The 17,586-nt window shown below is 72.3% G+C and carries 22 protein-coding genes; 9 read left to right on the top strand and 13 right to left on the bottom strand.

Annotation, left to right across the window (positions count from 1 at the left end):
- Positions 1-21 precede the first annotated feature (21 nt).
- From ABZX02_RS29295 to ABZX02_RS29285, 3 genes are read right to left on the bottom strand one after another with little or no spacing between them, the layout of a single operon-like run.
- On the bottom strand, positions 22-273 hold the full coding sequence (locus ABZX02_RS29295) for a DUF3253 domain-containing protein (RefSeq protein ID WP_355302731.1): 252 nt from the start codon (positions 271-273) through the stop codon (positions 22-24).
- Entirely contained in the window at positions 270-1,730 is a 1,461-nt protein-coding gene (gene crtI, locus ABZX02_RS29290; RefSeq protein ID WP_355303117.1) for a phytoene desaturase family protein, read from the bottom strand. The genes ABZX02_RS29295 and crtI overlap by 4 nt, the downstream gene beginning before the upstream one ends.
- 14 nt (positions 1,731-1,744) lie before the next feature.
- A complete protein-coding gene (locus ABZX02_RS29285) occupies positions 1,745-2,821 on the bottom strand; it encodes a polyprenyl synthetase family protein (RefSeq protein ID WP_355302729.1) in 1,077 nt (358 codons plus the stop codon).
- 144 nt (positions 2,822-2,965) lie between these two features.
- Between ABZX02_RS29285 and ABZX02_RS29280 the strand changes: the two genes are divergently transcribed.
- The 4 genes from ABZX02_RS29280 to ABZX02_RS29265 all read left to right on the top strand — a co-directional run bounded on the left by ABZX02_RS29280 (position 2,966) and on the right by ABZX02_RS29265 (position 6,096).
- The gene (locus ABZX02_RS29280; RefSeq protein WP_355302728.1) at positions 2,966-3,892 is read left to right on the top strand and encodes a phytoene/squalene synthase family protein; all 927 of its coding nucleotides are present in this window, start codon (positions 2,966-2,968) and stop codon (positions 3,890-3,892) included.
- A 13-nt stretch (positions 3,893-3,905) separates the two neighbouring features.
- Positions 3,906-4,868: a DUF5914 domain-containing protein gene (locus ABZX02_RS29275; RefSeq protein WP_355302727.1), complete on the top strand. Its 963-nt coding sequence runs from the start codon at positions 3,906-3,908 to the stop codon at positions 4,866-4,868.
- Between the two features lie 80 nt (positions 4,869-4,948).
- A complete protein-coding gene (locus ABZX02_RS29270) occupies positions 4,949-5,236 on the top strand; it encodes a WhiB family transcriptional regulator (RefSeq protein WP_355302725.1) in 288 nt (95 codons plus the stop codon).
- Positions 5,233-6,096: a MerR family transcriptional regulator gene (locus ABZX02_RS29265; RefSeq protein ID WP_355302723.1), complete on the top strand. Its 864-nt coding sequence runs from the start codon at positions 5,233-5,235 to the stop codon at positions 6,094-6,096. Before ABZX02_RS29270 ends, ABZX02_RS29265 begins: the two co-directional genes overlap by 4 nt.
- Here ABZX02_RS29265 and ABZX02_RS29260 read toward each other — a convergent pair.
- The 7 genes from ABZX02_RS29260 to ABZX02_RS29230 all read right to left on the bottom strand — a co-directional run bounded on the left by ABZX02_RS29260 (position 6,093) and on the right by ABZX02_RS29230 (position 12,113).
- The gene (locus ABZX02_RS29260; protein ID WP_355302721.1) at positions 6,093-7,538 is read right to left on the bottom strand and encodes a cryptochrome/photolyase family protein; all 1,446 of its coding nucleotides are present in this window, start codon (positions 7,536-7,538) and stop codon (positions 6,093-6,095) included. The genes ABZX02_RS29265 and ABZX02_RS29260 overlap by 4 nt on opposite strands.
- Positions 7,535-8,746: an NAD(P)/FAD-dependent oxidoreductase gene (locus tag ABZX02_RS29255; protein WP_355302719.1), complete on the bottom strand. Its 1,212-nt coding sequence runs from the start codon at positions 8,744-8,746 to the stop codon at positions 7,535-7,537. The genes ABZX02_RS29260 and ABZX02_RS29255 overlap by 4 nt, the downstream gene beginning before the upstream one ends.
- On the bottom strand, positions 8,743-10,266 hold the full coding sequence (locus tag ABZX02_RS29250) for an FAD-dependent oxidoreductase (RefSeq protein ID WP_355302717.1): 1,524 nt from the start codon (positions 10,264-10,266) through the stop codon (positions 8,743-8,745). Before ABZX02_RS29250 ends, ABZX02_RS29255 begins: the two co-directional genes overlap by 4 nt.
- Positions 10,263-10,955 (bottom strand): class I SAM-dependent methyltransferase, encoded by a 693-nt coding sequence (locus ABZX02_RS29245; protein ID WP_355302715.1) that lies wholly within the window; start codon positions 10,953-10,955, stop codon positions 10,263-10,265. The genes ABZX02_RS29250 and ABZX02_RS29245 overlap by 4 nt, the downstream gene beginning before the upstream one ends.
- Positions 10,942-11,259: a lycopene cyclase domain-containing protein gene (locus ABZX02_RS29240; RefSeq protein ID WP_355302714.1), complete on the bottom strand. Its 318-nt coding sequence runs from the start codon at positions 11,257-11,259 to the stop codon at positions 10,942-10,944. The genes ABZX02_RS29245 and ABZX02_RS29240 overlap by 14 nt, the downstream gene beginning before the upstream one ends.
- Positions 11,252-11,578: a lycopene cyclase domain-containing protein gene (locus ABZX02_RS29235; RefSeq protein ID WP_355302712.1), complete on the bottom strand. Its 327-nt coding sequence runs from the start codon at positions 11,576-11,578 to the stop codon at positions 11,252-11,254. Before ABZX02_RS29235 ends, ABZX02_RS29240 begins: the two co-directional genes overlap by 8 nt.
- 82 nt (positions 11,579-11,660) lie before the next feature.
- Positions 11,661-12,113: a hypothetical protein gene (locus tag ABZX02_RS29230; protein WP_355302710.1), complete on the bottom strand. Its 453-nt coding sequence runs from the start codon at positions 12,111-12,113 to the stop codon at positions 11,661-11,663.
- Between the two features lie 209 nt (positions 12,114-12,322).
- On the opposite strand from ABZX02_RS29230, the gene ABZX02_RS29225 reads away from it, so the two are divergent.
- Positions 12,323-12,916, top strand: coding sequence for a histidine phosphatase family protein (locus ABZX02_RS29225; protein WP_355302708.1), 594 nt, complete (start codon positions 12,323-12,325; stop codon positions 12,914-12,916).
- A 259-nt stretch (positions 12,917-13,175) separates the two neighbouring features.
- Here the strand turns inward: ABZX02_RS29225 and ABZX02_RS29220 are convergent, their stop codons facing one another.
- Together ABZX02_RS29220 and ABZX02_RS29215 are read right to left on the bottom strand one after the other, a co-directional pair.
- Positions 13,176-13,364, bottom strand: a complete 189-nt coding sequence (locus tag ABZX02_RS29220; RefSeq protein WP_355302706.1) for a hypothetical protein — start codon at positions 13,362-13,364, stop codon at positions 13,176-13,178.
- A gap of 111 nt (positions 13,365-13,475) precedes the next feature.
- Positions 13,476-13,634, bottom strand: coding sequence for a hypothetical protein (locus ABZX02_RS29215; RefSeq protein WP_355302704.1), 159 nt, complete (start codon positions 13,632-13,634; stop codon positions 13,476-13,478).
- Positions 13,635-13,781: 147 nt separating this feature from the next.
- Here ABZX02_RS29215 and ABZX02_RS29210 point away from each other — a divergent pair, with 147 nt between their 5' ends.
- Complete coding sequence (locus ABZX02_RS29210; protein ID WP_355302702.1) at positions 13,782-13,997, top strand: hypothetical protein; 216 nt, start codon at positions 13,782-13,784, stop codon at positions 13,995-13,997.
- 117 nt (positions 13,998-14,114) lie between these two features.
- Complete coding sequence (ligD, locus tag ABZX02_RS29205; protein ID WP_355303115.1) at positions 14,115-16,052, top strand: DNA ligase D; 1,938 nt, start codon at positions 14,115-14,117, stop codon at positions 16,050-16,052.
- Here ligD and ABZX02_RS29200 read toward each other — a convergent pair.
- On the bottom strand, positions 16,034-16,549 hold the full coding sequence (locus tag ABZX02_RS29200) for a hypothetical protein (protein WP_355302700.1): 516 nt from the start codon (positions 16,547-16,549) through the stop codon (positions 16,034-16,036). The genes ligD and ABZX02_RS29200 overlap by 19 nt on opposite strands.
- Positions 16,550-16,671: 122 nt before the next feature.
- Between ABZX02_RS29200 and ABZX02_RS29195 the strand changes: the two genes are divergently transcribed.
- Positions 16,672-17,049 (top strand): hypothetical protein, encoded by a 378-nt coding sequence (locus tag ABZX02_RS29195; RefSeq protein WP_355302698.1) that lies wholly within the window; start codon positions 16,672-16,674, stop codon positions 17,047-17,049.
- Between the two features lie 37 nt (positions 17,050-17,086).
- A complete protein-coding gene (locus tag ABZX02_RS29190) occupies positions 17,087-17,554 on the top strand; it encodes an SRPBCC family protein (protein WP_355302696.1) in 468 nt (155 codons plus the stop codon).
- Positions 17,555-17,586 lie beyond the last annotated feature (32 nt).

The raw sequence follows: 17,586 nt of genomic DNA, 5'->3' as shown, positions 1-17,586 counted from the left end.
ACCCTAGGGGAGAAAGCGCTTTCACGGGAGGCGGATGCGGATCGGCCCGTGCCACTCCCCGGCCGGCGACAGCACTTCTCCCCCGGCGGTGACCACCACGAGTCCCCGCGCGGCGAGGTCCCGGGCGACCGCGCGGGCCGGTTCCATCAGGTCGCGCCACCCGTCGTCCCCGACGGCCCGGGCCGCCTCCGACGGGCAGATCGACTTCTCCGGCCCGCGCGCCCGCACCAGCTCCAGGATCGTCCGCTCCAGCCGGTGCTCGACCGAGGTCACCGCCGCAGCCGCTCCGCGGCGAGCCTGCCCGAGATCAGCACGGGCGGGATGCCGACGCCGGGGGTGGTGCCGCTGCCCGCCAGCACGACGTTGCCGTCGCGGAACGGCAGGTTGCCCGGCCGGAACGGACCGGTCTGGGCGAACGTGTGCGCGGCGGAGAACGGCGTGCCGGCGGCCTGGCCGTCGCGCGCCCAGTCGTCCGGCGTCACCACCGCGAGCGGCTCGGCGTCGACCAGCAGCTTGCGCGCCGACATCTCGTCGATGATCTGCTCGGCGTACCGCTGAGCCAGCTTCTCCCAGCGCAGCGGCGCGGTGTCGAGGTTCGGGCAGGGCGCCAGCAGGTACTGCAGGTGCCGTCCTTCCGGCGCGAGCGCGGGGTCGGTCAGCGTCGGCGTGGTGAGCAGCAGCGACGGGTCGCTCATCAGCTTCCCCCGCCGGACGATCTCGTCGAACGTGCCGTCCCACGACTCGCCGAACGAGATCGTGTGGTGGGCCAGGTCGTCGGCGACCCGGCTCGCGCTGAGGTGCACGACCACGGCGGACGGCGACCACCGCAACGGCAGCACCCGGCGGGGCTTCCCGCGCAACAGCCGGGTGCTCTGCGCGGGCCCGGTGGCGAGGACGACGGCGTCGCAGGCGAACCGGGTACCGCCCGCGTGCACCGCGTTCACCCGGTGACCGACGCGCTCCAGGTCGTCGACCTCGACCCCGTAGTGGAACTCCACCCCGGCGGCCGACGCGGCATCCGCCAGCGCCTGCGGTACAGCGCGCATGCCACCGCGCGGGAACCACACGCCCGCGATGGTGTCCATGTACGCGATGACCGCGTACGCGGCGAGAGCGTCCTTCGGTGCGACACCGGCGTAGAGCGCCTGGAAGGTGAACACGCGCTGAAGGCGTTCATCCTTCAGGAACCGCCCCACGGCCTTCGCCAGCGAACCGAAGCCACCGAGCCGGGTGAGCTTCACCAGATCGGGTCCGACGAGGTCCAGCGGCGAGTCGAAGCTCGCGCCGATGAACCTGTCCCGCTCGACCTCGTAGAGCTTCGTGAGCCACGCCCGCAGGTCGAGGTACCCCTGCGCCTCCCGGTCCCCGGCGAACTCGCGGACCGCCGCCTCCATCCGGTCCGCGTCGGTGTGCACGTCCAGCGCCGTGCCGTCGGCGAACGCCGCGCGGTAGGCGGGGTGCAGCGGCAGGAGCTCGAGGTGGTCCTCCCGCCTGCTCCCCACCGCGGCGAACGCGTCGTCCAGCAGTTCCGGCATCGTGAGCACCGTCGGGCCGGTGTCGATCCGGTGGCCGTCCACGTCGAGCCGGCCGGCGAGCCCACCGGGGTGCGGGTGCCGTTCGAGCACCGTCACCTCGTGCCCCGCGCCGCGCAGGTGCAGTGCCGCCGACAGACCCGAAAGACCTGCGCCGACCACCACCACACGGTCCGTGCGGCCCTTCACCACGTGCACCACTTGCGTTCCCCTCAGGTCGTTCGCGTCACGGCACGGCGCGCGAGGCGCACGAGCTCATGACGTGCTTCGTCATTGATGACCGCGCGCTCCAGTGCCGCGAGTCCAGAGCCTGCCAGCCGTTCGATGTGCTTCTCGACGGCGGCCACGGCGCCCAACTCCACGAGCAGCGCGCGCACGTCGTCGATCGTGCGCTCGGTGAGCGCCCCGGTCTCCAGGCACCGCCGCAGCAACCTCAGCGCGGCCGGGTCGTCCTGCGCGCGGGAGAGGGCGATGGACATCAACGGCGTCCGCTTGCCCTCCCTCAGGTCCTCCCCCACCGGCTTCCCGGTCACCGAGGAGTCGCCGAACACGCCCATCAGGTCGTCGCGGAACTGGAAGGCGACGCCGATGTCGTGGCCGTACGCGCGCAGGCAGTCCACGGTGTCCTCGTCCGCTCCCGCGAGCGCGGCGCCGAGGTGCAGCGGCCGTTCCACGGTGTAGGCGGCGGTCTTGAGCGCGGCCACCCGGACCGCGTGCTCCAGCGACTCCTCCCGCCGGGCGACGGCGAGCAGGTCGAGGTGCTGACCCATGATCATCTCGGTCCGCATCGCCTGCCACGGTCCCCAGGCGCGGGCCAGCATCTCGGCGGGCAGCCCGGCGGTGACGATCGCGTCGTCGGCCCACGCCAGCGCCAGGTCGCCGACCAGGATCGCCGCCGAGTCGCCGTACTGGCGCGCGCTGCCGGCCCAGCGTTCCCGCCGGTGCCGGGCCGCGAAGGACTCGTGCACGGACGGCTTGCCGCGCCGGGTCAGCGAGCGGTCCATCACGTCGTCGTGCACCAGCGCGCAGCACTGGAGCAGTTCCAGGGCCACGAAGGCGCGCACCACGGCGTCCGCCGGCGGCTCACCTCCGGCGGCCCGCCAGCCCCACCACGCGAAGGTGGGCCTGATCCGCTTGCCCCCGGCGAGGATCAGCTCGCGCAGCTCGGCGGCGAGCTCCGGGGCGAGGTCCTGCCGGGCGCGCAGGAAGTCGTGCAGGGCTTCGTCGAGCAGGACGCGGAAGTCGTCCACCTGCGACGTGTGAGCGTCCACGCTGGTCAGCAGCGACATCGGCGTTCCCCCGGGAGTGGGTGGGTGTTCGGTGGACTGAGCTAAGCAGCGCCCCGGGAGCTCTGCATGATGAGCGCCGCCGTTGTGCGGAGGGCAACTCGCGGACTTAGCGTGGAGAAACCTCCTCCGTGAAAGGACCGCCTGATGTCGGCTGAACGCGAACTGGACGCCGCGGGCATCACCGCACCGGCGTTGCGCGACGCGTACCGGCGCTGCCGTGAGCTCAACGCGCAGCACGGCCGGACCTATTACCTGGCAACGAGGTTGCTCAGCGCGGAGCAACGACCCGCGGTGCACGCGCTGTACGGGTTCGCCCGCTGGGTGGACGACGTGGTCGACGACGTCCACAGTGGAATCGACGCCAAGACCGCCGAGCTGGAGGCCGTCGAGGGCCGCCTGCGGGCGGCGCTCGACGCCGGGACGACGGACGACCCGGTGCTCGCCGCGCTGATGGACACCGTGCAACGCTACGACATCCCTCTGCAGCACTTCCGCGACTTCATGGCGTCGATGCGGATGGACCTCACCGTCACCGACTACCCCACTTTCGCCGATCTAGGCCGGTACGTGCACGGTTCCGCCGCCGTGATCGGCCTGCAGGTGCTGCCGGTGCTCGGCACGAGCGTCCCGAGGGAGGAGGCCGAGCCGGCCGCCGCGGCCCTCGGCGTCGCCTTCCAGCTCACCAACTTCATCCGCGACGTCGGCGAGGACCTCGACCGCGGCCGGGTGTACCTGCCCGCCGACGAGCTCGCGGAGTTCGGCGTCGACCGGGAGCGCCTGCTGTACGCCCGCGCGTCCGGCAGGGCCGACCAGCAGGTCCGGGCCGCCCTGCGCGACCAGGTGCGCCGGGCGCGCGAGCACTACGACCGGGCCTGGCCGGGCATCGGCATGCTCGCGCCGAGGTCGCGGCCGTGCGTGCTCACCGCCTACCGCCTGTACGGCCGGATCCTCGACCTCGTCGAGGACGCGGACTGCGACGTGCTGTCGCGCCGCGTCGTCGTCTCGAACGGCAGGCGGCTCGCGGTCGCCCTGCCCGCGCTGGCGAAGGCGATGTTCGCCCGTGCCGCCTGAAGAGAGGAAGACCATGCGTGACCGCATCCCGCTGCGGGTCTACTCCAGCCCGCCGTGGCGCGAGCAGAAGCCGACGTGGCAGGACGCCAAGCCCGCGCTGATCGAGGCGGCGCTCAAGCGCGCCACCGCGCGCCCGTCGGGCAACTGGTTCGTCGCCGGCGCGAGCCGGGACGTCGTCAAGGGCAAGCCGTGCGGCCGCACCATCGCGGGCCAGGAGGTCGTGCTGTGGCGCGGTCCCCACGGCGTGCTCATGGCGGGCTCCGGCTCGTGCCCGCACCTCGGCGCGCCCCTGTGCGACGGTGCCGTGGCCGAGGGGAAGCTGATCTGCCGCTGGCACGGGCTCGCGCTCGACGGCCGGCGGTTCGGCGCCTGGACGCCCTTCCCCGCGCACGACGACGGCGTGCTGGTCTGGGTCCGGCTGGACGACGTCGGCGGCGAGGAACCGCTGGACGCGCCGGTGCTGCCGGAGCGCCCGCCGGCCGGGTCGATCGACGCGGTCGCCACGCTGGTCGGCCGCTGCGATCCCGAGGACGTGGTCGCGAACCGCCTCGACCCGTGGCACGGCGCGTGGTTCCACCCTTACTCGTTCGCGAACCTCACCGTGCTGGAGACGCCGACCGAGGCGGAGGACCGGTTCCTGGTGGAGGTGACGTTCCGGCTCGCCGGTCGGGTCGGGGTCCCGGTCATCGCCGCGTTCACGTGCCCGGAACCGCGCACCGTCGTGATGCACATCGTCGAGGGTGAGGGCGCGGGCAGCGTCGTCGAGACGCACGCGACGCCGATCCAGGACGGCCGCACGGCCGTGGTGGAGGCGACGATCGCGCACTCGGACCGTCCCGGGTTCGGGCTCGCGAGGCCTGCGGCGGGGGCGTTGCGGCCGGTCATGCGGTGGGCCGCGGCCCGGTTGTGGCGCGACGACCTCGCCTACGCCGAACGCCGGTACGCGCTGCGCCGGAAGGGCCGTTTCCCGGATTAGAGACCCCGAGTTGCGTCGTTTCTGAGTCGATTTTAGGATGGTGTCCACCACCGGGGTCGACCCAGCAGAGGACGTGTGCCATGCCCGAATTGTCTCGTCTGCCCCAGCCGGTCGCGGAGTCGTGGGACTGGCAGCTCGCCGGTCTCTGCCGGGGCATGGACAGCGCGTACTTCTTCCACACGCCGAACGAACGCGGCTCTGCGCGAGATCAGCGCGAGGCCGCGGCGAAGGCCATCTGTCAGCGTTGCCCGGTCATGGAAAAATGTCGCTCGCACGCGCTGGAGGTCCACGAGACCTTCGGCATCTGGGGCGGACTGGGAGAAAGTGAGTTGAGGGCGATTCTCGCGAAACGTGCGCGTAGGACGTGACCTACACGCCTCGGGCGGTGGCCGGCATGCTCGGCATCGCCCCCACCACCCTGCGAACCTGGGACCAGCGTTACGGCCTGGGTCCCTCGGTGCGCACCGACGGCGGTCACCGCCGGTACGAGGACGCCGACGTCGAGGTGCTGCGCCGCATGGTCGTGCTCACCTCGCAAGGGGTCTCGGCGGCCGCCGCGGCCGTGCTGGCGCGGCAGGAACCGGTAGCCCCGCCCCGCGGTCCGCGTACCCCGATCAGCCCGGCGGACGCGCTGGTGGCACAGCGGAGCCTGCTCACCGCGGCCAAGCGGCTCGACGAGCCCCTGATGTCCGACCTGGCCGCGAAGCTGTTGTACGACCACGGCGTCATCTCCGCGTGGGAGCACGTGTTCGTCCCCGCCCTCGTGGAGCTCGGCGAGATGGTCGTCGGCTCCGGTCAGGGCGTGGAGATCGAACACCTGGCGAGCGGCAGCGTCCTGCACGCCCTGCGCGGCATCCCGCGCACGAGCAGCCCGGGAGTGCTCGCCGCCCTCCTGTCGTGCGCCCCCGACGAACAGCACTGGCTCGCGCTGGAGGCGCTGGGCGCGGCGTTGTCCGAGGAGGGCTGCATGTGGGCCAACCTCGGCGCACGGGTCCCGGCCGAGGCGTTGTGCGACGCGGTCGACCGCCTGCGCCCCACCGTCGTGCTCGTCTGGGCGCACCGGCCGGACCTGGCGCTGCGCGTGCCGCTGGACGAGCTCGGCACGCGGTCCGGCGCGGTGATCGCGGTCGCCGGGTCCGGGTGGGAGGGAGTCCCGCTGCCCTCGCTCGTGCGCTGGCCGCGGTCGCTGTCCGAGGCGATCGAGCTCGTGCTGGAACGCGTGCGCTAGAACGTCTCCCGGTCGCGTTCCCGCACGCGCACCTCGTCCAGTTCGGCGATCCGGCGCAGGCCCTGCACCGCCCGCGCCATGCGGTGGTTGCCGCGCACCTGCTCCTCGTGCCGGTCGAGCCAGGCCCAGTAGCCCGCGGTGAACGGGCAGGCGCGCTCGCCGGTGCGCTTCTTGGGGTCGAACCAGCACGTGCCGCAGTGGTCGGTCATGCGGTTGAGGTACGCGCCCCCGCTGAGGTACGGCTTGGTCGCGATCACTCCGCCGTCGGCGTGCTGGCTCATGCCGATCACGTTCACCGGCATCACCCACGGGAACCCGTCCACGAAGGACGTGATGAACCAGTCGTTGAGCTCGGCCGGGTCGTACCCCCGTTGCAGCGCGTGGTTCCCGAGCACCATCAGCCGCTGGATGTGGTGCACCCAGCCGTGGTCGCGCACGCCCTCCAGCGCGGTGCGCAGGCACGCCGCGCGCACCATGGCCGGGCGCAGGTCGGCCCACCACGACGGCAGCGCGGTCCTGGCCCGGAACCCGTTGCGGTGCCGGTACTCCGAGCCCAGGTGCCAGTAGAGCTGCCAGACGTACTCGCGCCAGCCGAGCACCTGCCGGACGAAGCCTTCCACGCTCGCCAGGGGCGCCTCGCCTGCCCGGTAGGCGTCCTCCGCCGCGTAGACGACCTCCAGCGGGTGCAGCAGTCCGTGGTTGAGCGGCACGGACAACAGCGAGTGCGCCATCGTCCAGTCCTTGGTGAGCACGGCGTCCTCGTGCGGGCCGAAGTGCGGGAGCCGGTCGCGCACGAAGACCTCCAGCGCCTGCAACGCCTCCTCGCGCGTGATGGCGAAGCGGCGCGGGCCGTCCCGCCCGACCGCCGGCAGGTCCAGCGCGTCGAGGTCGGCCCGCACCCCCGCGTCGATGTCGTCCTCTTCCGGCCACCACGGTGCGGGCACGCCGAGCCTGCCGCGCTTCGGTGGTGGCTCGCGGTTCTCGGCGTCGAAGTTCCACCGGCCGCCGACCGGGTTCTCGCCCTCCATCAGCACGTCGAAGCGAGTGCGCTGGTAGCGGTAGAAGTCCTCCATCAGGAACCGCTCGCGGTCGCCCGCCCAGGCGGTGAACTCGCTGCGGGACAGGGCGAACGCCGGGGTGGGCAGCACCTCGACGCCGAGCTCGACCAGCATCCGGTGCGCGGCGGCGGAACCGGGGTGGTAGGCGACGAGCGGTCGCCCGAGGCCGCGGATCGCCTCGCGGTAGGTGTTCGCCTTGACCAGGGTGACGCGGTCGGGGAACTCCGCCGCGAGGTGGCGCATGCCGGACAGCACCAGGTGCAGCTTCTGGCGGTGGTAGGGCTTGCGGCGCAACGCCGTCGTCGACTCGATCATGACGACCTCGTCGTGGCCCGAGTGGAACTGCGGGCCGAGCTGGTCGCCGAACAGCAGCAGCGTGGTCACCGGTCACCGCGCAGGTCGGCGAGCACGGCGTGGGCGGCTCTGCGGCCGGAGTGCAGCGCACCCTGGATCGAACTGGTGTCGCGGTGATCGCCGCACACGTACCGGCGCTCGCCCGCACGCACGGACTGCTTCAGCCGGTGTGGTGCGGGCATCGCCGGGATCGCGTGCGGGATGTCGTAGCGCCGCAGCACCTCCCAGCGGCTGGTGTCCGTGCCGTACAAGCGGTTCAGGTGCGCGCGGACGTCCTGCTCGCTCGCCGCCTGGAGCACGGAGGCCTGCACCAGCGGGGCGTGCGGCGAGTACGGGCGTGACACCTCCGACATCACCGCCGTGTTCACGACCGGGCCGCCACCGGCGTCGACGACCAGGCAGCCGTCGCGCAGCGGGGAGCGCGGCGGGCGGAAGTACCACGTGGTCACGCCGTTCCAGCGGGGTTCGGCGAGGCCGGGCAGCAGCCGGGCGGCGGTCGTGCCGTCCGTCGCGACCACCACGGCGTCCGCGGCGACCCGGCCGCCCTCGGCGAGGTCCACCCCGTCGTCGTGCACGGCCCGGACCTCGGTGTGCAACCGGACGGTGTCGCGCGGCAGGCGCTCCGCCACCGCCTTCGGCAGCTCCCCCATCCCCAGTGCCGGCACCGCCGCGCCACCGCGGGCGAAACTGCGCCACACCAGGTGGAAGAACCGCGACGACGTGCTGAGCTCGTGCTCCAGGAACACCCCGGACAGGAACGGCCGGAACACCTTGTCGACGGCGCGGTCCGAGACGCCGAGGGTGCGCAGCGCCTCGCGGGTCGTGCGTTCGGGGCGGGTGAGCAGCGGCCGCACCGGCCCGAACGCGTCGGGGGCCGAGAACCGCGCGACCGCCGCGACGTCCCGCGCGCCCAGGACGTGCTGGCGCAGGAACCCGTCCCACGCGGACGGTCCGCTGCGCGGGTCGGCGAGCAGGTCGTGCCTGCCCCCGTCGTGCACGAACGCGCCCGGCCGGAAGTGCCGCAGCGGCAACGGGTCCAGGGCGAGCCGTTGCAGCTCGGGGTAGGCGGGCAACAGGATCTGGAAGCCGCGGTCGAACCGGACGCCGTCCTCGACGTCCGTGCGCACACGGCCGCCGACCTCGTCGCCCGCCTCCAGCACGGTGACCTCGAGGCCCGCGGCGACCAGCTCCAGCGCGGCGCTCAGGCCGGCCAGACCGGCTCCCACCACGACGATCACAGCGTCCTCCAGCGTCGGGCGGCCGCGCGCAGCAGCGGTACGCGGCCCTCGGTCGGCACGGCCCACAGGTCGGTGCCCGCGACACCCCAGCGGCTCAGCAGGTGGTTGGCGGCGGCGAACCCCGTGGTGGCCGCGCGTTCCATCAGCGCCACCGGCAGGTCGACGCGCACCAGGTCGCCCGCCACCACCAGGAACTCGTCCGGCGTGGTGACCCGCGGCCTGCGCCCGTAGCCGCCCGCCGGGAAGAGCGGGCAGTCCTCGCGCAGCTCGTGCCGTTCGTCGACGACACCGGCGCGCTTGGTCTCCGGGCAGACCTCGGTCAGCTGGTGCCAGAGGCGGGCGCGCGCCTCCCGTTCGTCCACATCGGACGGGAGCGCGTAGCCGTGCAGCTCCACCACGGAACCGCCGGTGCGCGCGGCCCACGCCCGTGCCTCGTGCTCGTAGTGGTCGAGCACGCTGATGTTGTCGAGCAGGTCGTGGCCGCCGGTGCCGAGGAAGCCCGGCCGGTCGGCGTCCACCGGGGTGTCGAGCCAGTACCGCGACACCAGGAACCTCGGCGCCGTCTGGAGTTCGCCGATGTTCTCGCGCCACGCGGCGTCCCCGAGCGAGGGCGAGTTGCCGACGACGGACCGCAGGCCGGGGACGTCCGCGGCGAGCACCACGGCGTCGGCCTCGATCGCGCCGTCGCCGATGCCGACCGCGAAGCGCTTGTCCTCACCCGGTTGGACGGACCCGACCTCGACGCCCGTGCACACCGTCGTGCCGAGCTCGGTGAGGTGGCGGCGCAGCGGTTCCCACAGGCCGTGCGGGAAGGGGTCCGCGGCGACGTCGAAGAGCAGGCCCTCGTTCGACCCGAGGAAGTAGATGTGGAACATGACCGCGAGCTCCGCCGCCGACATCCGCGTCGGGTGGGCGAAGAAGCTGCGCGAGAACACCTCGAACGCGAGGGCGTGCGCCGCCTCGGGGAAGCGAATGCGTTCCAGGTAGGACGCGGCGTCGATGCCGTCGAGCTCCTCGTAGACCCGCGGCACGGACACGTCGAGCAGCGACAGCGCGGCCCGCGCGTCGACGCCGGGCAGGTCGCGCCAGCGGAAGGTGGGGCTGCTGCGCAGGAACGCGAGGGCGTTCCACGGCACGGTGGTCGGGAGGTCCGCGAAGCCGTCGCGGTGCCCGGAGGCGTGCTGCAGCGGGTAGTCCGGCAGCCCGACGAGCGCGCGCCCGGCCGGGTCGACCCGCCGCAGCAACGCCCGCAGGTTGTAGTACTGCCGGAAGAACGCGTGGAAGCCGCGGGTCATGGTGACCTCGCTGCCGTCGGCGAGCCGGGTGCTCCACCCGCCGACGCGCCCGCCCAGGTAGTTCTCCCGTTCGCACAGCACGACGCGGGCGCCCCGTTCGGCGAGCAGCGTCGCGGCGGACAGCCCCGCGATGCCGCCGCCCACCACCACGACCACCGGCGCGTCGGCGCCGAACTGCGCGCGCCCGGCCGGAGCCGGGATCCGCACGGCCCTGCGGTCCCTCACGGCTGCTCCTGTTCCGGCGCGTGGCCGCGGAAGGTGTGCACGACGCCGAGTTGCAGGCCCGGCACCGGCGCGCTGCGCACCCCGGTGAACCCGGTGCGGCGCAACCGGTCCCGCAGCGCGGTGGCGCCGTCGAAGTCCACGACGCTGCGCCACAGGTAGGTGTAGAGCGAGCGGTCACCGGTGACCATCCAGCCCACCGGCACGATGAACGAGCACAGCAGCGTCCACACCGCCGTGCTGACCAGCGAGTCGCGGACCGAGTACTCGTGCAGCACCAGTGTTCCGCCGGGCTTGAGCATGCCCCGGACGTGCCGGAGCGTGTCCTCCGGCTGGGGCAGGTTGCGCACCAGGTACGCGGCGAACACGGCGTCGAACTGCCCTTCGTCGACGTCCTCCGCCCTGCTGTGCACGAACTTCACGCTGCTCGGCCACCGCTTCCGGCGGGCCTGCTCGATCATGCCCGCCGAGGCGTCGACGGCGACGATCTCCACGCCGGGCGCCGCGGCGACCAGTGCGGCGGTCGACGCGCCCGTGCCGCAGCCCAGGTCGAGCACGCGCATGCCGGGGCGCAGGCCGAGAGCCCGCGCGGACAGGCGCAGTGCCTGGTGGTAGCCGGGGTTGATCCCGACGAGGAAGTCGTAGCCACGCGCCGCGCGGTCGAACTTCCCCGGTACCTCAAGCTTGTTCACGAGCAGGCCTTCCCCGTTCCCACAACAACAACACGGCGGTGACCATGGCGAACCCGTAGAGGAAGTCCTCCACGGGGATGTCCCACGGCACCCGCACCCCGCTGATCGCCCAGTCCGCGTACAGCACCACCGGTGCGTCGAGCTTCGTCAGCCAGCCGTCGACCGGGACCTGGAACCCCAGCACGATCACCATCGTGATCCAGTAGGCGGGCTTCTTGAACAGTCCGGTGCGCAGCAGGCAGAACTCCAGCAGCAGCACCACGACCACCGCCGCCGTCGCGGCGAGCGAGTACTCCTCAACCATCGCGCGACCACCGTTCCGCGTGCCCGCGCACAGCCTCGTAGGTCAGCAGCGCGCACAGCGGAATGGCCACGAAGAACAGGATCTCCTCGATCGGCAGCACCCCGCCGATCAGCACACCCGTGGTGGCCTCGGGGTGGAAGCTCCAGTGCCCGCGCAGGATGGCGACGACATCCCACGCCGCGAGGACGAGCAACACCGGTGCGATGGCCCTGGCCACGTCCGGACCGCGCCGGTAGACGCCGCGTCCCATCCACTCCAGCGGCATCGTGATGAGCACGCACACACCCAGCACCAGCAGGTATTCGTACTGGCTTCGCATCGCCGACCTCCCACCACGACCGTATGGGCGGCACGACGAGTCTGCACAACGGCGACAGGACTTTCACCGGTGTCCCGGAGACTCACGTCATCTCGGCCTTGGAGATCGCGTAGTAGGCGTCCACAGTGTCCCCGTCGATCCCCACGTACGTGTCGATCCACGCGGCCGCGGCCCGCGCCAGCACCATCACCGCGTCGAACTGCTGATCCTCCGACAACACGCCCAGCGCCGCAGCCACCCGCTGGTCGTCGGCGCACGCAAGGCCGCTCAACACCTCGGACGCCACCTCGGCCGCCCACTCGTCCCCGCGCGCCGCCGGCACAGCGACCGGAATGCGCACGGAGGGGTCGAGCGACCCGCGTGGAACGCCTCTCAACAAGATCGCGGCACACGTGTCGATGGCGACCATCCGCGTCCGCTCGTCCGCCACCAGACACCGCACGGCGTCCACCGACCACAGGTGGTCACGCCTGTTGATCGCACCCACCGAGGCCAGGGTCAACTCCCTGGCCTGCATGTCATCGAGCCGGTGCATCGACTCCCAATCTCCTTCGCGTCAGGCCCCGACTGCGCCCCCGCGCCTGGAATTACCGCGTTGCGCCAACCACAACTCAGTCATGGTCAAACGACCGGTTGCGACCTGCATGACGAGTGGAGCGGAGTTCACCCGTCCGCAGCAGCGCATTCGAGACCACTATGCTCAATTCAGATGTTCACAACATCCGGATGTCGACACCCTCGGGAGTGACCTTGGCGACGCGGCACCTCTACCTGGCCCGACACGGCGCAGCCGACGCGTTCGGTCACCTGCTGGACACCGGCCGGCGCCAGTCGGAACTGCTGGGAGCACGGCTGGCCCGTCTGCCGATCGACGCCGTCTGGCACTCACCCCTGCCCAGAGCGGCGGACACCGCCGCGACCCTGGGCCTGGCGCTGCCGGGCATCCCGGTGGCCGAGGCCCCGGAACTCGTGGACCACGTCCCCCACGTGCCATCCACTCCCCCACCGGCCTGGGCAGGGTTCTTCGACGGCTACGCCGACGCGGAGGCGGCCGAGGGCGCGAGGCTGGCCGACGCCCTGACCGCCCGCTTCGCCCACCCGGCCGAGACCGAGCGCCACGAAGTGTTGGTCACGCACGCCTACCAGGTGGCTTGGCTGGTCCGGCACGCCCTGGACGCGCCCGCGGACCGGTGGCTGGCGATGAGCTGCGGCAACACGGCGCTCACGGTGCTGCAGTTCCGCGACGGCACCCCACCGGCGCTGGCGCTGTACAACGACATGAGCCACCTGCCGGAGGAGTTGAGGTGGACGGGCTTCGGCCCGGGGACCCGGCCGTGATCACGTGCGGCCGAGCCGGCCACGCCGCCTCGCCTCCACGTCGGCGGCCAAGCGCCGTGCCATCCCGCCGCAGCGTCGATCCGGATTCAGCCGCACCCCTGCAGCGTCGGGCCGGACCCGCCCGCCGCAACTCCTGCGGCTTCCGTTCGCACACCCGGCCTGCCCGCAGCGTCCGTTCGCACACCCAGCCACGCCCCACAAATCCGGCTGGACTCACACCCCGCCCCCGCGACGCGACCGCCCCAAGAGCGCAACCGTCCTAGGAGAACGCCGGAGGCTCGCGGAACAGGTCACCGTGCGACCACCCGACCTCCCGCGACGACGCACCGAACCGAGTTCCGCCGTTGTCCACGTCCGGATGGCTGAAGAGCCCCTGCGCCGCCGAGGTGGCGTCGGACGCCGAGCCGACACCGTTCGCGCCGTCACGCACAACTTGCTGGAATCGCACCGTTTTCGCTTTCTGCACGAGTGAGCCGCGACGAGCAGGCAGTCCTGGTGATCACGGCTTGGAACGCCGGGATGCCCACCGGGCGCGCGGATCAACCATCAAGATCCGGTCTCAGCCCTCGCTCGGCCACAGCGGGACCTGGTGCGCGTCCGCGAACGGAACCGCCTGAGCCGCGGTGACGGCGCCCGCGACGGACGCCACGTCCTCGCGCGGAGACGGGCCGGCCACGTACTTCGCGTACAGCTCGTCGTAGATCGGTGTCGTGGTCATGCGCCATATGGTCACGATGCAGGCCCGCCGATCCGCGCCGAAAACGGCTAAACCGCCGGAAGAGGTGACGCGCGCCGATTCAGGTGTGGAAATCGCCGAACCGGGTAGCCGGTGTCGCCACGACCGATCCGGCCCCGAAGAGGCAGCATGTCCACGCACACGACCGCTCTCGACCGCGTCGTCTCGTCCGGCCCCGCGCCGCTGCCGTTGAACAGCCGCCGGGTGCGCCTGGCCATCGACCTGATCGGCGTGTCCGTGCTCCTCCTCGGGCTCGTCACCGGGGTGTTCGTGCTGGTTTTCGGCGGTGGGGTCATCGCGGCGGCTGGCGCGTGCCTGCACGCGGCGCACCGCCGGCCCGCTTGAGGACCGCCGGGCGGAGTTAGGCCGTTCGGGTTACCTTCTGATTCCTGGTGAGCAGGCAACACACCGGGGTCGGAGGTCGCCGTGGCACACGACTCCGTGCCCGCGTGGATCGACCCGATGCTGGCCAAGCCCGACGGCGGCCGCCTCCGCGAGGGTCCGCGGTGGGCGTACGAGTACAAGCTCGACGGGTACCGCGCCGCGCTGCGGATGGCGGCCGACGGCACCACCGCGCTGACCAGCCGCAACGGCCTGGATCTCACGCTCGAGTTCGCCGAGCTCGCCGGAGTGCTCACCGAAGCGCTGCGAGGGCGTGCCGTGGTGCTCGACGGCGAGGTCGTCGTCTACAACGAGGCCGGGCAGATCGACTTCGGCCTGCTGCAGCAACGCCGGGGCCGCTTCCAGAAGCACCGCACCGCCCAGCGCGCCGACCCGTTCGACGACGTGCCGGTCCGCTTCCTGGCCTTCGACCTCCTGCGCGACGACCGGCTCCTGCTCGACCAGCCCTACGAGGTCCGGCGGCGACGGCTGACCGAGCTGCCGATGCCCGACCCGTTCCGGATCTCGGTAGTGCCGTCCTTTACCGCCGACGACCTCGCCGCCGAACGCCTGACGCCCCAGCGGCTCCTCGACCACGTCGCCGCGGAAGGCCACGAGGGTCTCGTGGCGAAGCGGCTCGACTCCCCGTACCTGCCCGGCAAGCGGTCCGACCTGTGGTGCAAGCACCCGCTCGTGCAGACCCGCGAGGTCGTCGTGTGCGGCTGGCGGCCCGGCCAGAGCGGGTTCACCGGCACGGTCGGCGGCCTGCTGCTCGGCGCGCACGACCCGGACACCGGCGACCTGGTCTACCTCGGCGACGTCGGCACCGGCTTCACCCGGCAGGAGCGCGACGACCTGCGGGACCGGTTGCGGCCGCTCGAACGCGCCGGTCACCCGTTCGCGAGCGCACCGCCACGCGAGGACGTCGCCCGCGCCCGCTGGGTCGAGCCGGTGCTCGTCGGCGAGGTCCGGTTCCGCCAGTTCACCCGCGGCGACGACGGTCGGCTGCGCCACACGGCGTGGCGGGGCCTGCGCGCGGACCGCGACGTCGGCGAGGTGACGGCGCCCCTGCCCGGCCGCCCGCCGCCGAAGACGGAGATCGGCACCCGCGTGACGGTCGACGCGGGCGGCCGCACGCTCACACTGTCCAACCTGGACAAACCGCTGTACCCCGACGACACGACCAAGGGCGAGGTCATCGCCTACTACAGCCGGATCGCACCGGTCCTGCTGCCGCACCTGGCGAACCGGCCCGTCACGTTCGTGCGCTTCCCCGACGGCGTGCACGGGCAGAGCTTCTTCCAGAAGAACGCCGCCCCACCGGACTGGCTGCCCACCGTGCCGCTGCGCAGCGGAGGGTCACGACGCGGCGCGGACGCCGACGAGATCATCCGCTACCCGCTGCTCCACGAGCTCGCCGCCCTCGTGTGGTCGGCCAACCTCGCGGCCCTCGAGCTGCACGTTCCACAGTGGACGGTCGAGGACGGGAACCGCGGCCTGCCGAACCGCCTCGTGTTCGACCTCGATCCCGGTCCGGGCACGACGATCGTCGACTGCTGCCGCGTGGCGGACCGCCTGCACGACGTCCTGGTCGCCGACGGGCTCGTGCCGGTGGCGACCACCTCGGGTTCGAAGGGCATGCAGGTCTACGCGGGCATCGAGGTCTCCGCCGCGGGGGCGCCCTCCGCCTACGCCAAGGCCGTCGCGACGGCGTTCGAACGGGCGACGCCCCAGCAGGTCACCGCGACCATGGCGAAGGCCCGCCGCCACGGCAGGGTCTTCATCGACTGGAGCCAGAACAACCCCGCCAAGACCACCATCTCGCCGTACTCCCTGCGCGGCCGCGAGCACCCGACCGCGGCCACGCCGGTCACGTGGGACGAGGTGCGCGGCTGCGCCGATCCCGGGCAGCTGGTGTTCACCGCGGACGAGGTGCTGGTCCGGGTCGAGGAGCTCGGCGACCTCTTCACCACGGTCGAGGACGGCCGTGCCCCGCTGCCTCAGGTCCGTCCGGTGTAGTGCCACAGCGCGGCGTTGAGCTGGTCCACCGCCGCGGCGAACTCCGCCTCGGTCAGCACGACCTCGAGCTTCCAGGAGTAAGCGGCCCGGTCCCAGCCGGCGCCGACCGACCGCGTGAGAGGTGTCTCGAGCAGGTCGCCCATCGGCTGGACGAGGTACACGACCGCCCCCTTGACCGGGACCTGCGCGAGCCGCACCTCCCGCGGCTCGAACCGCACCACGTCGTCCCACGGCACGAGCTCGGCACGCCTGGTCGCGTGGTAGATCAGCACACCGCGCGGTCCGAAGTGGACACCGGCGCGCGCGGCCCTCCACATCAGTGCCGACAGCCCACCGCAGAACGCCATGGCCGACAGGACCCCCGACCACGACTCGACCGGACCGGGGGCGAGCACGACCGCCGCCACCACCAGCACCAGGAACCCGCCGGACGCGGCCGCCATGAACACGTGACCCGACAGTTCGCCGCTCGGAACAACCCGCTTCCACTCCCCCATGTCCGCATTGTCCGGTGCGCACGAACCTGCGACAAGACAGCGCGACCGGAATATGGATCGTTTCTGAGTCGATTTTGCGGGTATTGCTGAGTCGACAGCGACGTTCACGCGGAGGAGCCGACATGTCCGAGAAGCACGCCGGCGTGACGATGACGAGGGTGCTGGGCGCGGTGACGGCCGCCTACAGCGCGGCGCTCGTCGTCTCACCCCGGATCCTGGCCAAGCCGACGGGCCTCACCACCCCCGGAGGCGGGGTGCCCGCGTCGACGCGGACGCTGATCGCCGCCATCGGCGCCCGGGACACGGCCATCGGCACGGCGATGATGTTCGCCCGGCCCGGCACGCCCCTGCGGACGGCGGTGCTGACGCGCGTCGCCGCCGACCTCGCCGACGCCGCCGTGTTCGGCACGACGCTGCCGGACCGCGCGGCGCGCTGGAAGGTCGCGGGGTTCGCCGTGTGCTGGGCCGCCCTGTGCGGCGTGGCCGGACTCCGCCGCTGACCACCTCTCCACCATCCACCGCAGGGAGTTCACGTTCATGAGCACCATCACGAAGTCCGTCGACGTCGAGGCGGACGTGACCAGCGTCTACAACCAGTGGACCCAGTTCACGGAGTTCCCCCGGTTCATGGAGGGCGTCGACCGGATCGAGCAGATCGACGACACCCACACGCGCTGGACGGTCACCATCGCCGGCGTCACCCGCGGGTTCGACGCCACGATCACCGAACAGCACCCGGACCAGCGGGTCGCGTGGCGCTCCGACTCCGGCCCCGACCACGCCGGGGTCGTGACGGTGCACCGCCTCGACGACCGACACACGCGCGTCACGGTCCAGATGGACATCGACCCCGAGGGCTTCGTCGAGAACGTCGCCGACAAGCTCGGCGTCCTCGACCGCCGCGTCCAGGGCGACCTCGACCGGTTCAAGGACTTCGTCGAGGCCCACGGCGGCACCGAGACGGGCGGCTGGCGGGGCGACGTCGAACGGCCCGGCCAGTCCTGACACCGGTTTCCAGACCGTCGCGGTGTTCCGGC

This window comes from Lentzea sp. NPDC003310 (genome assembly GCF_040610935.1).
In the GTDB taxonomy this organism is placed as follows: domain Bacteria; phylum Actinomycetota; class Actinomycetes; order Mycobacteriales; family Pseudonocardiaceae; genus Lentzea.
This window is presented reverse-complemented; position numbering and strand designations above follow the sequence as displayed.

Bases quoted from the DNA above. Each gene is read 5' to 3' on its own strand.
- ABZX02_RS29285 (WP_355302729.1), bottom strand. From the start codon at position 2,821: ATGTCGCTGCTGACCAGCGTGGACGCTCACACGTCGCAGGTGGACGAC.
- ABZX02_RS29280 (WP_355302728.1), top strand. From the start codon at position 2,966: ATGTCGGCTGAACGCGAACTGGACGCCGCGGGCATCACCGCACCGGCG.
- ABZX02_RS29275 (WP_355302727.1), top strand. From the start codon at position 3,906: ATGCGTGACCGCATCCCGCTGCGGGTCTACTCCAGCCCGCCGTGGCGC.
- ABZX02_RS29270 (WP_355302725.1), top strand. From the start codon at position 4,949: ATGCCCGAATTGTCTCGTCTGCCCCAGCCGGTCGCGGAGTCGTGGGAC.
- ABZX02_RS29240 (WP_355302714.1), bottom strand. From the start codon at position 11,259: ATGGTTGAGGAGTACTCGCTCGCCGCGACGGCGGCGGTGGTCGTGGTG.
- ABZX02_RS29235 (WP_355302712.1), bottom strand. From the start codon at position 11,578: ATGCGAAGCCAGTACGAATACCTGCTGGTGCTGGGTGTGTGCGTGCTC.
- ABZX02_RS29230 (WP_355302710.1), bottom strand. From the start codon at position 12,113: ATGCACCGGCTCGATGACATGCAGGCCAGGGAGTTGACCCTGGCCTCG.
- ABZX02_RS29215 (WP_355302704.1), bottom strand. From the start codon at position 13,634: ATGACCACGACACCGATCTACGACGAGCTGTACGCGAAGTACGTGGCC.
- ABZX02_RS29210 (WP_355302702.1), top strand. From the start codon at position 13,782: ATGTCCACGCACACGACCGCTCTCGACCGCGTCGTCTCGTCCGGCCCC.
- ligD (WP_355303115.1), top strand. From the start codon at position 14,115: ATGCTGGCCAAGCCCGACGGCGGCCGCCTCCGCGAGGGTCCGCGGTGG.
- ABZX02_RS29200 (WP_355302700.1), bottom strand. From the start codon at position 16,549: ATGGGGGAGTGGAAGCGGGTTGTTCCGAGCGGCGAACTGTCGGGTCAC.
- ABZX02_RS29195 (WP_355302698.1), top strand. From the start codon at position 16,672: ATGTCCGAGAAGCACGCCGGCGTGACGATGACGAGGGTGCTGGGCGCG.
- ABZX02_RS29190 (WP_355302696.1), top strand. From the start codon at position 17,087: ATGAGCACCATCACGAAGTCCGTCGACGTCGAGGCGGACGTGACCAGC.